Raw genomic sequence first — 12,386 nt, 5'->3', positions numbered from 1 at the left:
GGAAAATGAACACCCGAGAAGGAGGGAAGTCCTTATAGCATTTTTAAAAGGCCGAGAGCGATCAATAGGCATGGGGGTAAAAGCACCAATCGCTGCATCCATTTTATTTTTGCTAAAATATAGCCTGATTTAATGCCGAAGAATATAAATAATCCGCTCATCGCAGCTGCTGATGCACCCGTTAGAATGGGGGGATAAGCACTGACCATATTCGCACCGATCCCGGCACCGAATGCATCAAGAGACAGCGCGAAACCTAGTAATAAGGATTCTTTTGCTGAAATTGTACCTGATTTGTCTACATCTGCCATATGTGGTTTTTTAAGTACTGTTATCAACAGACCTAATCCTTTTATCTCAAGCTTCCATTCCTTTTCTTCGAATTTATTTTCCGTAATGGAATCTTCTTCCGCAAATGTGCTCTTTTTTGATACAAGGCCATTATATAAACTAAATAATCCTATCGAAATTAAAATCAAGCTCCCGAATATTCCTGCAGCACTAGAGGGAATGAAGTCACTTAATAAACTCCCGATTGTCATCGATGTCAAAACCATAACTCCTGTACATAACATGATGATCATTAATGCCAGGAAAGAAATGCGGATTTGTCTCATACCATAAGTAACACCCACACCAAAACCATCCAAGCTGACGGCAACGACCAAGAGGAATAACCCCGTGAAATAGAGCATACGTATCCCACCTTTATTTACTGCAATCTGGATTTAGCTTATGATGAAATACGAAAAATGTGCATACACCCAAAATAATAAAAATCCCCTCCTTCTGATTTGAAGACAGGGGATTTTATGTTGATTTCTGTTGCTGTGGTACACTTACTCAATCCATATGCAATTTTTGTTTCGCTAACGCGATGGCAGCGAACTCATCGCTCGGAAACTTTATATGCTTGGATTCAAAATAAAAAGATCGATTCATCCAATTTATAAATCAATATTTTGCTTTTATAGGTCTATTTAGATGATAGTTTTCCCTTAATCAAAGTCGGGACTTCCGATTTGACATCAGAAATCACATAAGCCCCCTTCAGCTCATCTATGGCTTCTTGCCCAATCTCGGATCTGCTGAACAATACAGCCAGTGTTTCCCCTGATTGCACTTGGGTGCCGACTTTTTTCTTAAGCGTGATACCGGCGCTGTGATCGATGTCATCTTCTTTGGATGCGCGGCCAGCACCCAGCAGCATTGCACTCTTACCTACTTTTTGTGCATACAGGGCATTGACATAACCATCTTGTTCCGCTTTCAGCTCGTAAAAATGTTCCGGCTGAGGCAGCTTGCTATAGTCATCAATAAAGCTTGCGTCACCCTTTTGTGTGGTAACAAATTGTTTCAGCTTTTCGATAGCTTGTCCATTTGCCAGCACTTCTTCCACGGCGCGCAAAGCTGCATCCTTATCTTTATAAGTCTCGCTTGCCAGCAGCATCTCAACGGCAACTTGCTTGGACAGTTCAAGCAGTTCGTTCTCAGATTCACCCTTCAGGATTTGAACTACTTCTTTAATCTCATTTGCATTTCCTACTTCAGCGCCCAATGGCTGATTCATATCTGTAATCAGGGCAGTGACATTCTTGCCAAGCTTTTTCCCAATATCCACCATGGTCTCGGCAAGCTTCTCGGCATCTTCATATCTTTCCATGAATGCTCCATAGCCTGTCTTCACATCGAGGACAATCCCATCTGCACCTGTTGCCAGTTTCTTACTCATGATGGAGCTGGCAATCAAGCCAATAGAGTTCACAGTGCCAGTGACGTCCCGAAGGGCATATAACATCTTATCAGCTGGAACCAAATTACCCGTTTGTCCAATCAGGGCAATTTTGTTTTTGTTTACTGTATCGACAAACTCTTCTTTCGATAAATTGATATCAAAACCAGGAATCGACTCAAGCTTATCCAATGTGCCTCCCGTATGTCCCAGTCCGCGTCCTGACATTTTCGCTACCGGCACACCAAGAGAAGCTACAATCGGAGCAATTATCAAGCTGACCTTATCTCCCACTCCTCCTGTCGAGTGCTTATCGATTTTAAGGCCCTCGATGGAGGATAGATCGATTGTTTCTCCGGAGTCGATCATTGCAGCGGTCAATGCTGCGATTTCGTCAGGTGTAAGATCATTCAAGAACATAGCCATCAAAAGGGCAGAAGCTTGGTAATCAGGAATCTTTTTATTCGTGTATCCGTCGATAAAGAATCTGATTTCTTCTTCGGTCAATTCTTGCTTATCTCTTTTTTTCTCAATTATGTCTTTCATTAGCATGTTAAATCGCCCTCATTCTATCATGTCGGTCAGTGCAGGGAGTATACTCCCTGCACTGACTCCTGATTCGTATTCCTTACTAAAATGACTCCTATCCAAGCCATTCCCATCAAGGATACGGTCAAAATTGCGTTCCATCAAAAGCTGGATATTCTTCCAATGGATGCGGATTTTTGTCTGTATTGTGACGCCGTAAGATGAGCATGGCAGTGAATTCCGTGCCCCTCCTGCTTCAGTCCATCGGAAGCTGTCTGACGATTTCTTTTACGAAACGGAGAAAATCTTCCCGAACCTTGCTTGTCGTTTCCATCACTTCAGCATGTGTCAGCGGCTGATCAAGGATGCCGGCTGCCATGTTGGAAATACAGGAAATTCCCAAAACGTCCATTTTAGCATGACTGGCCACGATGACCTCCGGAACGGTTGACATGCCGACTGCGTCCCCTCCCCAGATACGAAGCATCCGGACTTCGGCACCTGTTTCATAGGAAGGACCTGTATTGCCCACATAAACTCCTTCTTTTACATCCAAACCGATTTTTGCTGCTACATCTCGAGCGTGTCCAAGAAGCTCTTTGCTGTAGACAGAAGACATATCCGGGAAACGCGCTCCCAATTCTTCATCGTTTGGACCGATCAGCGGATTTGTGCCCATATTATTGATATGGTCGGTGATCAGCATCAAGTCGCCAGGCTCGAAGCTTTCATTGATACCGCCAGCCGCATTGGTGACAATCAGCTTCTGTACGCCAAGTGCTTTCATGACGCGGACGGGCAATGTCACAAGCTCCATCGGATATCCTTCATAAAAATGAAAACGTCCTTGCATGGCAATCACTTGCTGTCCTTCCAGCATGCCGATGACTAGCTGTCCTTTATGACCGCTGACCGTCGATATCGGAAAACCCGGGATATCCCCGTAGGGCACAATGGTCGTCTCTGTAATCTCATCGGCCAATACCCCCAGGCCCGATCCCAGGATCAAACCAATCTTCGGTTCGGCAGTCAATTTCCCCTTGATATAGTCTGCTGCCTGTTTGATAGCTTCTGCCTGCATATTCATTTCCCCTTTTTCAATGCTTGTAAAAAGCTCGTTCCGTGCTCTGGTTTCTCGATACCGAAATTATCCGCAATCGTTGCTGCGATATCGGCAAAGGTATTCCGCAAAGGAAGTTCTTCCCCTTGCTCGCTGCCAGTATGATAAACGATCAATGGTACATACTCACGAGTATGATCCGTCCCATGATGAACAGGGTCATTACCATGGTCTGCGGTTATGATCAACAAATCATCTTCCTTGAGCCTATCCAATACTTCCGGAAGCCGTTTGTCGAAATCCTCCAGCGCCTGTGCATATCCTTCTGGATCGCGCCGATGTCCGTATTTCGCATCGAAATCGACCAGGTTCAAGAAACTGATACCTGTGAAGTCCTCTTCCATGCTTTCCACAATCTTGGTCATACCATCTTCATTATCCTTCGTGCGAATCGCTTTCGTCACACCTTCACCGTCATAGATATCGGAAATTTTCCCTAATGCGATGACATCGAAGTTTGCATTCTGCAAGCTGTTCATCGTCGTTCTGCCGAAAGGCTTCAATGCATAATCATGACGGTTCGATGTACGTTCGAATGCTCCTGGTTCACCGATGAATGGACGAGCGATGATACGCCCCACCATATAAGGATCATCCAATGTCAGCTCGCGGGCGATTTCACAGATCTCATACAATTCATCAAGCGGGATGATGTCTTCATGAGCTGCGATCTGAAGCACGGAATCAGCTGATGTATAAACGATCATATCGCCGGATTCCATATGCTTTTCTCCAAGCTCATCCAATATTTCCGTACCGGAGGCTGGTTTATTTCCGATGATGCCGCGTCCGGTCCGCTGCTTCAATTCATCGAGCAGTGCATCCGGGAACCCGTCCGGGAACGTGCGGAAAGGCTGATCGATACGCAGGCCCATGATCTCCCAGTGCCCTGTCATGGTATCTTTACCATTCGATGCTTCCTGCATTTTTGTGTAAAAAGCTTTCGGCTGGGCTGCAGCCTGTATACCTTCCACTTCCCTGATGTTGCCTAGCCCCAAAGATGCCATATTCGGCATTTTCAGCCCTTTTCGATAAGCAGCGATGTGCCCCAGGGTATCGGCCCCTTTATCGCCAAAAGCTTCCGCATCGGGGGCTTCCCCAATGCCGACAGAATCCATTACTATAAGAAATACGCGTTTGAAATCCAACTTTACAGCCTCCTAATCTATTGCCTAAGCCCGAGGATGATGTGTCTTGTAAATATCCTTCAGTCTTGTTTTGGTCACATGTGTGTAAATCTGGGTCGTGCTGATATCCGCATGGCCGAGCATTTCCTGAACAGCACGCAAATCAGCCCCATTCTCCAGCAGATGCGTCGCAAATGAATGACGCAATGTGTGAGGGGTTATTTCCTTTTGTATCCCGGCATCGCGGGCTATTTGTTTCAATACCTTCCAAAAGCCTTGGCGTGATAGCTGGTTCCCATGATGGTTCACGAATAAGATATCACTGGCTTTGGACTTCAGCAGCTGTTTGCGGGACCTGTTCATATAGTCCTCAAGCCGCGCCCTTGCCATATCCCCTAGCGGGACGATGCGCTCCTTCGATCCTTTCCCGAAGCAGCGGACAAAGCCCATTTCCAAATGAAGATCATCCATTTCCAATGCCAAGAGTTCGGATACACGCAATCCTGTTGCATACAATGTTTCCAGCATGGCACGATTCCGGATCGCCAGAATGTCCGTACCCGGGCAAGTCAGCAGCTTGTCCACTTCATCGGAAGAGAGGATCTTCGGCAGCTTGCGTTCTTTCTTCGGTGTATCGATATGTATGGTCGGATCTTCCTTCAGTCCATATTCCCGCAGCAGGAACTGATGGAAAAGACGGATGCTGGACAGTGTCCGGGCGATCGTGGCAGCAGACTTCCCGTCATCATGCAGCCAGCGCAAATAGGCAGTCAATTTGGCACGAGTGACATGGGCCCATTCCCGCACCTCATTTTCCTGGAGATATCTTGCATATGTACGCAGATCCCGGGCGTAGGATTGAAGTGTATTCTCCGAAAGGCCCCGTTCAATCTGCAAATAATGGATAAAGTCATCCAGTGCTTCCTGCATTATTCTACTCCCCTAACCGGAAAAATAACGTCATCCTATCCACTAGGCTTTCCTGCTCCATGGCTGCCACTTTCACTGCATTGCCCTCTGGCGGATCATAACGGTGATAGCTCTCGTATTCACTATGGATGAACCGCAGACCGAAATAAAAAAATGCAGAGCAAGCGACAAACACGACAAGCAGCTTGCACGTGTCGAAGATGAATCGTTTCATGTACACTTCTCCTTTCTCTGACTTGTCTTTGTAACAGACTATGCCAAAGAAAGCGGAAATTATACGTACAGGATAACGTTACCTCATTCCCGTTGTTTTGTAAAATGGTTAATGAAACGAAAGAAAGCCTTTTCCATCTGTCTGGAAAGGCTTCGTTTACTTATGATGTCCGATTCACCTGAACTGCAGCTGCTTCAAGTTCCCCTACCTTCTCACTGGCCTGACAGACCCGGCAGATGCCATGGAATGTGAGACGGTGATCCTTCACCTTGAATCCCCAATCACTCTGGACGATCTTTTCGACATCCTCCAGCAAGTCCTCGTCAATCTCCTCCACCGATCCGCATTCCATGCAGACAAGATGGTGATGGAAATGCGTGGCGCCTTCTTTGCGGAGGTCGTAACGTGAAACGCCGTCCCCGAAGTTTATTTTATCAACGATTTTCAATTCCGATAATAATTCCAGTGTCCGATAAACAGTAGCCAAGCCGATTTCAGGTGCTTTTTCCTTTACGAGGAGGTAGACGTCTTCAGCGCTTAAATGATCCTCTTCTCGCTCCAGCAGCACACGTACCGTCGCTTCCCGCTGCGGTGTAAGCTTGTAGCTCTGCGCATGTAATTGCTTCTTTATGCGTTCAATGCGGTGTTCCAAGTGAATTCCTCCCTCGTAATCCCACACTCATTATATACCGATTGCGAAAAAAGTGTCAAATTATAATTATTATAAATAGCTAATTATAATCATTATTAATAAAAAAATTACAGCAAATCGTTCACAAGCATGGAAAGAAGCGGGTTGGCAACAAAAGTTTCCATCATCGCCGCTGCAGTCGAACCGATAATAAGCAAGAGGAAGATGATACTGTATTGGAAAAAATAGCGCCTTAATGATAATGGTGACCGCTTGGCGATCAGCTTGCGCAACAATGTCACAGAAAACAGCATCGCACTTGTCCCGGCAATCAGATATAGCGGTATGATCACAAGATTTTGCGGAGCTACAGCAGCAGCTGCCAGCATAAGGCCTTTCCACCCCAGCTGGTTGACGAGGAAGCCTACACTGAAGCCCATCATCAGCCCCTTGCTGAACAGCAGCATCCAAATGATGGGGATGCCGATGATGGACAGACCGAGAACATATAGGAACAGCAGGAACTTGAGATGGGCGAGGAAACTCGACTGGAGAATCTCCTGTTTGCTGATTGCTTGGCCTTGCTGTAGCTGGGCGAAAAAACGTTCCAAGTAGTAAAAAAGGTCTTCCTTCTGTGTGAAATTCATGCTGTTGACGATGACTGCCCCAAAAATGATACCGATCAGGAATAATACCAGCATGAATAAGTAGCTTGTCGCATGCTGTTTCAGATGATGAATAAGAATAAACTCCCGCTGCTTCATCTTATCTTCCTCCGATTCTAGTCTAGTTACTAGAATCTATGTCGGCAGCTCGTCTGCTAGAACCATTACTTTCCTGCGCGTTTCAGACGCAGGTGAAGCAGGGCGTACATCGTTTTCGCATCATGGATCCGCTCTTCGGCTGCGAGTGCTTCCGCTTCCTCCAATGACAATTCCATCAGTTCGACGAATTCGTCCTCATCACCGGCGACCCTCTCAGGCAAAAGTTCGATATCATCTGCTTCGTATACATGGAGCAATTCATCGGCAAAACCTGGGGAGGTGTAGAAAGAACCGAGCTTCTTCAGCTTTTTGGCAGTATAGCCTGTCTCCTCCTCAAGCTCCCTGACAGCGGTCACTTCCGGTGCTTCGCCAGGCTCCAGTTTACCTGCAGGGATTTCGATGATCGATTTCTCGAGTGCTTTCCGGTATTGCTCGACAAATATGATTTTCCCCTCCTTCGTTACCGGGATGATTGCAACCGCCCCGGGATGCTTGATCAATTCCCGCTTGGATGTATTACCGTCCGGCAAGGAAACTGTATCCACACTCAAGGAAATGACCTTGCCCTCATATATGGAAGATGTCTCGATCGTTTTTTCTTCGAATTTCTTCATTATGTACACTCCTTCATTTCGCTTCTTCATTCCGCTTCTTCCATCTTACCATAGGTTTGCAAAGGACACATAAGTTGTCTGTCGCTCCGCTTACGCTTACACTGAAAAGGTAGAATGAAAAGGAAGGTGGAATTTCAGCATGCAGAAAAGACGTGTAGGTACTTCCGATCTTTATGTTTCCGAAATATCCCTCGGGACAATGAGCATCGGAACAGATGAGCAGCAAGGAATCCGGCTGCTGCATGAAGCACAGGATCTTGGCATCAATTATTTCGATACGGCCGATTTATATGATCGAGGAAAAAATGAAGAAATTGTCGGAAAAGCTTTCAAGGGCCGGAGAGATAAGGTGATCCTCGCCAGCAAAGTCGGCAACAGGCTGGATCCCGGCGGAGAGTCTTGGCATTGGGATGCCAGCAAGGAATATATCATATCCCAGGTCAAGACGAGTCTTCGCAGACTGCAAACAGATTATCTGGATCTCTATCAGCTCCATGGCGGAACGATGGAAGATAATATCGATGAAACGATAGATGCCTTCGAAACATTGAAAAAAGAAGGTTTGATCCGCTACTATGGCATCTCGTCCATCCGGCCGAATGTCATACGTGAATACGTAAAGCGCTCCAATATCGTCAGCGTCATGATGCAGTACAGCCTGCTGGACCGAAGACCCGAGGAGCAGGCACTTGACCTGCTGGAAGGGAACAATATCAGTGTATTTGCACGAGGAAGCGTTGCCAAAGGCATGCTGAGTGACAGGGCAAGCGAGAAAGTAAAGCAAAAAGGGGCGGATGGCTATTTGACCCACTCCTATGAAGAGCTGCTGGAAGCCAGTGAAAAGCTTGGTGTCTTGGCTGATCAGGAGCAGACTTCCGCCACCTCGTTAGCTGTGCGTTATGTGCTGCAGCATCCGGCTTTGGCCAGTGCCGTGATGGGTGCAAGCTCTTTGGAGCAAGTGAAGCAAAATGCCGCACTCCATACAGATCGACTTCCGGAAGCACTATATGAAAAGCTTCAGGGATTTACGCGGCAGATTCGATATACCGATCATCGATAAAGGAAAAGCGGAAGTCAGCAGGAATCTCCCCTGCCAGCTTCCGCATTTCTATCGAGAAAATCGGTATGTGTCAAATGCGCTTGCGGTATCAAAGCATTCAAGTACCCTTCTTTACTGGATAGACGGAACACATTATTGCTGAAATCAAGTTTCACTTCTTCCGCAAAATATACTTCCTGCTGCTCGTCCACCAATGCAGGAATCGTCCCGCTTTCCACCACGATATCATGCGCACGCGGTTGTTCCGCAAGCCGCACCGTCGGTATTCCATTAACCTTGCAGCCGACTCCGACTGTATCATAATACAAAACGATATACCGATGCGCCTCATCCTGCAATGCTTGTATTTTTTCCAAAGCAGCTTCAGTGATTGTCAGTTTCATCCAATTATTCCTCCCTCATTTCTTGCCGAACTGACCGCCAAGCAGTTTCTCGGCCAATCCAGGCATAAGCTGGTACAGCTTGCTGCCGATGCCCATCCAGCCTGGCATATTGATCTCACGCTTGTTTTTCCCAACATAAGCAATCACTTTACGTGCTACTTTTTCGGGCTGCAGCATATAATGGGCACTCGCTTCACGGTAGCGTCCGCTTGGGTCGGCGGTATCAAAGAAGTTCGTATCCATCGGCCCCAGATTCACCGTTGTCACTTTGATCCCATTCGGCCTCAGCTCCTGCCGCAGTCCATTGCTGAAGCCGATGATGGCATGTTTACTCGCTCCATAGACGCTAGCTTTCGGAGTGGCTACTTTTCCAGCCATCGAACCAATCATGATCAAATGGCCGCTCCCCCGCTCCAGCATTGCCGGGAGGATAGCTGCTGCGGCCTCCATAGCTGCCATGGAATTGACACGCATCGTCGTTTCCATCTGCATGGCATCTGTATCAGTAAAATGCCTGAAATAACCGACACCTGCATTGTTGATCAATACATCGATACGTCGATTCTCCCGCAGCATGCGCTGAAGGGCAGCCCGCCAATTGTCAGGATCACTCAAGTCCGCAGGATAGACAGTTACATCGATGTGAAATCGATCATTAAGCTCGGCAGCCAGCTGCTTCAGCCTTTCTTCGGATCTTGCGGTCAAAAGCAAGCGATAGCCGCAAGCAGCGGCTTGGGCAGCCAATTCCCGCCCAAGCCCGCTTGAAGCCCCGGTGATCAACATGGTTTTATTGTCTGCTTCCATATGCTGCACCTCTTTCTGTTTACCCATCTATTAGCGCTGGCTAAGCACGGAGCGCATACCGGATGGCTTTTTCCATCAAGTCGGGCAGTTTGCCAAAACTATAGGTCACTTCCAGGCGTTCTGTCCACTGATGCGCATCCTTTCCATATGGTCCCAAATGCAAAACCGGCATCTGCAGCCCTTCCATCAAGTCGGCCGGCAAAGTAAAACCTTTCTGCTGCAGCGGCATATTCTGTATCAGGTCCTGTATTGCCGTCTGGGAAGTCGGCTTGCCGATGAAGCTGGAATCTGACAGACCCGGGAAGAACTGCACTTCTGTCAATTCCGCAGCAATGCTGGACTTTGCTTCAGACTGGATGGCAGCAATCAATCGGCGTACATAAGGGTCGTTTTTGGAAGAGACGGCCGGATAGAACGGCGGGCTGTAAAACAGGACAATGACTGGCGCAAGCTCGTGACACATGCTAACCAGCTCCTTGACTAGCTTGGTGGAGAAATCCCGGTCTCCTTCCTTCCTCGTCGTCACGAGCCGATTCTGTCTCCGCTCCACCTCGGCCCTGCCGAAGCGATTGACGGCATACGCATAAAGCTCTTCATAAGACATCGTCTTTATTTGAAAGGCTGCAGGCTGAAAATTATTCGATCTTGCAGCAGACAGACTGGCTTTATGCTGATAATGACTTTCAATTTTCCGGGCCGCCCGCTCCATTGCTTGTTTCAATTTGAGATTGATTTCCTGGATCGACTGCTCCAGGAATAAGACGTTGTACATGGTCACTGCAGAAACGGGAGTCTGCACAGAATACGTCTCCTTCAGGTCCCGCAGCATGAGGCTCACCGGAGGCGGCGTCACTTCCCCATCCACTTCTTCGATGAAGGATTCCTGCAATTCCAGCTCCTGCGATAAATAACTGATCATCAAGTTGGCATTGAGACCGCCAAAAGGTTCCCCGACATGTGTTTCTTTGCCATAGCAGAAAAAACCGGGCAGTACTTTGCCGATGGATCCGCTGTACAGATAGTTACCGGTATCCCCTGGGTATTTGCTGAACACAGGTTCCCCGTTCAAGCATAATTTAAATACTAGGTCTTCCGCTCTCTGCAGCTGCTGCAGTATTTCGAGGGCACGCAGCATACCAGCTGAATTCACTTCTTCATCCGGTACGGTCAGCAAGAGGATATTGCCGTCGAATGCATCATCCATCGCACGTTCGAGCATGGAAAGATGGATAGCCAAACCAGCTTTCATATCCATCGTCCCCCTGCCGAAAACCCATTCTCCCTGCTGGATTTCGGTTTTGACCGCGGCAGGCAGTTCCACTTCCCCCTTCCGATAAGCAGCAGTCAGCTCCTGCACCTTGGTGGCGAGATGTTTGAACGTACCGAAATCCTCCGTCCCGACAACATCAAAATGACTAAGCAGGATGATGGTATCCTTTTTGTCAGTTTTCTTTACAAGTGCTGTAAGGAGCTGGCGACCGTCCTTCAATGGATGAAGCTGCAGGTGATCCGGATGGCGCTGGAAGTAGGACTTATGTTCGAGGAGTGCATGAATATGTTCCGGAAAGCGGATTTCTTCAGGAGAGCCCGTGATACTCTCGATTTCGACAAGCTCTGTCAGCAATGCGAGCAATTCATCCTTCGTTTGCCATTGTTTCATGCATGCACGCCCTTTCAAATTGACTTTTGAGTGATTTTCTCGCACAATTCAACTATACGTCCAAGTTCGGGGTGAAACCATGTCTACCAAAATTTTTGCACATCGAGGTGCCAGCAAATATGCTCCGGAAAATACGATGGCCGCTTTCCGGCTGGCAGAACTGATGCAGGCTGATGGCATCGAAACCGATGTGCAGCTGACGAAAGACCAAGTACCTGTCATCATTCATGATGAGAGCATCAATCGTACGACCAATAAACGCGGATTGGTGCGGAAGCTTACATACGAAGAATTGCGCCAAGCGGATGCAGGCGCCTGGTTTTCGCGTGACTATGCCGGCGAAAAGATCATGTCATTGGATGATTTTCTCGAATGGTTCAAAAAGACTCCCATGCTTCTCAACCTGGAGCTGAAGACAAATAAGTATCCTTACCCTGGAATAGAGGAAATTGTCTTAAACCGGCTGACGGAGCATGGAATGAAAGAAAGGACGACCATTTCGAGTTTTCATGCCGATACCATCCGCCGTATCGCCAAGCTTGATCCCGAAATGGATACAGGCTTTCTTACATCCAGACGGCCGCGTCAGCTCTTTTCCTTGATGGATGCAATCGGAGCAAAGGCTTTGCATCCGAAATACCGTTTGCTTAACAAAAAGCTGATTCAGGATTGCCTGCAGCATCAGGTTCCGATCCGGGTATATACAGTCAATCAGCCTGTTTATATACTGCGGGCTCTGGAAGCCGATTGTGATGTGATCATTTCGGATGTGCCGGATCGGGCCCTGGAATTGCAAAAGGGTTATAACACTAGTTAATC

14 protein-coding genes are annotated in these 12,386 nt (G+C 47.5%); 2 read left to right on the top strand and 12 right to left on the bottom strand.

All coding sequences use genetic code 11. The features are described 5' to 3' along the window. Positions 1 to 32: 32 nt before the first annotated feature. The 9 genes from ytaF to MHI54_RS16430 form a co-directional block, all read right to left on the bottom strand. Positions 33 to 695: a sporulation membrane protein YtaF gene (gene ytaF, locus MHI54_RS16470; protein ID WP_340082045.1), complete on the bottom strand. Its 663-nt coding sequence runs from the start codon at positions 693 to 695 to the stop codon at positions 33 to 35. Positions 696 to 976: 281 nt separating this feature from the next. Continuing rightward, positions 977 to 2,284: a pyrimidine-nucleoside phosphorylase gene (locus MHI54_RS16465; protein WP_340082044.1), complete on the bottom strand. Its 1,308-nt coding sequence runs from the start codon at positions 2,282 to 2,284 to the stop codon at positions 977 to 979. Between the two features lie 232 nt (positions 2,285 to 2,516). Beyond that, on the bottom strand, positions 2,517 to 3,341 hold the full coding sequence (locus MHI54_RS16460; RefSeq protein WP_095215313.1) for a purine-nucleoside phosphorylase: 825 nt from the start codon (positions 3,339 to 3,341) through the stop codon (positions 2,517 to 2,519). A gap of 2 nt (positions 3,342 to 3,343) precedes the next feature. Continuing rightward, on the bottom strand, positions 3,344 to 4,528 hold the full coding sequence (gene deoB / locus MHI54_RS16455) for a phosphopentomutase (RefSeq protein ID WP_340082043.1): 1,185 nt from the start codon (positions 4,526 to 4,528) through the stop codon (positions 3,344 to 3,346). Between the two features lie 24 nt (positions 4,529 to 4,552). Beyond that, positions 4,553 to 5,437, bottom strand: a complete 885-nt coding sequence (gene xerD, locus MHI54_RS16450) for a site-specific tyrosine recombinase XerD (RefSeq protein WP_340082042.1) — start codon at positions 5,435 to 5,437, stop codon at positions 4,553 to 4,555. A gap of 4 nt (positions 5,438 to 5,441) precedes the next feature. After that, positions 5,442 to 5,651: a DUF4227 family protein gene (locus tag MHI54_RS16445; protein ID WP_095215316.1), complete on the bottom strand. Its 210-nt coding sequence runs from the start codon at positions 5,649 to 5,651 to the stop codon at positions 5,442 to 5,444. 160 nt (positions 5,652 to 5,811) lie between these two features. Beyond that, positions 5,812 to 6,303, bottom strand: a complete 492-nt coding sequence (locus tag MHI54_RS16440; RefSeq protein WP_095215317.1) for a Fur family transcriptional regulator — start codon at positions 6,301 to 6,303, stop codon at positions 5,812 to 5,814. A gap of 107 nt (positions 6,304 to 6,410) precedes the next feature. Continuing rightward, on the bottom strand, positions 6,411 to 7,046 hold the full coding sequence (gene spoIIM, locus MHI54_RS16435; protein ID WP_095215318.1) for a stage II sporulation protein M: 636 nt from the start codon (positions 7,044 to 7,046) through the stop codon (positions 6,411 to 6,413). Between the two features lie 65 nt (positions 7,047 to 7,111). Next, complete coding sequence (locus MHI54_RS16430) at positions 7,112 to 7,660, bottom strand: NUDIX hydrolase (RefSeq protein WP_340082041.1); 549 nt, start codon at positions 7,658 to 7,660, stop codon at positions 7,112 to 7,114. Between the two features lie 139 nt (positions 7,661 to 7,799). Here MHI54_RS16430 and MHI54_RS16425 point away from each other — a divergent pair, with 139 nt between their 5' ends. After that, positions 7,800 to 8,720, top strand: a complete 921-nt coding sequence (locus tag MHI54_RS16425) for an aldo/keto reductase (protein WP_095215320.1) — start codon at positions 7,800 to 7,802, stop codon at positions 8,718 to 8,720. 14 nt (positions 8,721 to 8,734) lie between these two features. Here the strand turns inward: MHI54_RS16425 and MHI54_RS16420 are convergent, their stop codons facing one another. The 3 genes from MHI54_RS16420 to MHI54_RS16410 are packed head-to-tail and all read right to left on the bottom strand — an operon-like array spanning position 8,735 to position 11,567. Then, positions 8,735 to 9,103: an iron-sulfur cluster biosynthesis family protein gene (locus MHI54_RS16420; protein WP_095215321.1), complete on the bottom strand. Its 369-nt coding sequence runs from the start codon at positions 9,101 to 9,103 to the stop codon at positions 8,735 to 8,737. 15 nt (positions 9,104 to 9,118) lie between these two features. Continuing rightward, the gene (locus MHI54_RS16415; protein ID WP_095215322.1) at positions 9,119 to 9,907 is read right to left on the bottom strand and encodes an SDR family oxidoreductase; all 789 of its coding nucleotides are present in this window, start codon (positions 9,905 to 9,907) and stop codon (positions 9,119 to 9,121) included. A 40-nt stretch (positions 9,908 to 9,947) separates the two neighbouring features. Continuing rightward, the gene (locus MHI54_RS16410; protein WP_340082040.1) at positions 9,948 to 11,567 is read right to left on the bottom strand and encodes a M20/M25/M40 family metallo-hydrolase; all 1,620 of its coding nucleotides are present in this window, start codon (positions 11,565 to 11,567) and stop codon (positions 9,948 to 9,950) included. Positions 11,568 to 11,646: 79 nt separating this feature from the next. On the opposite strand from MHI54_RS16410, the gene MHI54_RS16405 reads away from it, so the two are divergent. Next, positions 11,647 to 12,384 (top strand): glycerophosphodiester phosphodiesterase, encoded by a 738-nt coding sequence (locus tag MHI54_RS16405; protein WP_095215324.1) that lies wholly within the window; start codon positions 11,647 to 11,649, stop codon positions 12,382 to 12,384. Positions 12,385 to 12,386 lie beyond the last annotated feature (2 nt).

The sequence above is a fragment of the Terribacillus sp. FSL K6-0262 genome, assembly GCF_037977385.1.
Classification (GTDB): Bacteria; Bacillota; Bacilli; order Bacillales; family Amphibacillaceae; genus Terribacillus.
The sequence above is the reverse complement of the archived record's forward strand: the minus strand, read 5'-3'. Positions and strand labels throughout refer to the sequence as shown.

What these genes read in the sequence shown, in the direction of transcription:
- MHI54_RS16465 (WP_340082044.1), bottom strand. Translation starts at nt 2,284, where the DNA reads ATGCTAATGAAAGACATAATTGAGAAAAAAAGAGATAAGCAAGAATTG.
- MHI54_RS16415 (WP_095215322.1), bottom strand. Translation starts at nt 9,907, where the DNA reads ATGGAAGCAGACAATAAAACCATGTTGATCACCGGGGCTTCAAGCGGG.
- spoIIM (WP_095215318.1), bottom strand. Translation starts at nt 7,046, where the DNA reads ATGAAGCAGCGGGAGTTTATTCTTATTCATCATCTGAAACAGCATGCG.
- xerD (WP_340082042.1), bottom strand. Translation starts at nt 5,437, where the DNA reads ATGCAGGAAGCACTGGATGACTTTATCCATTATTTGCAGATTGAACGG.
- MHI54_RS16445 (WP_095215316.1), bottom strand. Translation starts at nt 5,651, where the DNA reads ATGAAACGATTCATCTTCGACACGTGCAAGCTGCTTGTCGTGTTTGTC.
- MHI54_RS16460 (WP_095215313.1), bottom strand. Translation starts at nt 3,341, where the DNA reads ATGCAGGCAGAAGCTATCAAACAGGCAGCAGACTATATCAAGGGGAAA.
- MHI54_RS16430 (WP_340082041.1), bottom strand. Translation starts at nt 7,660, where the DNA reads ATGAAGAAATTCGAAGAAAAAACGATCGAGACATCTTCCATATATGAG.
- MHI54_RS16405 (WP_095215324.1), top strand. Translation starts at nt 11,647, where the DNA reads ATGTCTACCAAAATTTTTGCACATCGAGGTGCCAGCAAATATGCTCCG.
- MHI54_RS16410 (WP_340082040.1), bottom strand. Translation starts at nt 11,567, where the DNA reads ATGAAACAATGGCAAACGAAGGATGAATTGCTCGCATTGCTGACAGAG.
- ytaF (WP_340082045.1), bottom strand. Translation starts at nt 695, where the DNA reads ATGCTCTATTTCACGGGGTTATTCCTCTTGGTCGTTGCCGTCAGCTTG.
- MHI54_RS16425 (WP_095215320.1), top strand. Translation starts at nt 7,800, where the DNA reads ATGCAGAAAAGACGTGTAGGTACTTCCGATCTTTATGTTTCCGAAATA.
- MHI54_RS16420 (WP_095215321.1), bottom strand. Translation starts at nt 9,103, where the DNA reads ATGAAACTGACAATCACTGAAGCTGCTTTGGAAAAAATACAAGCATTG.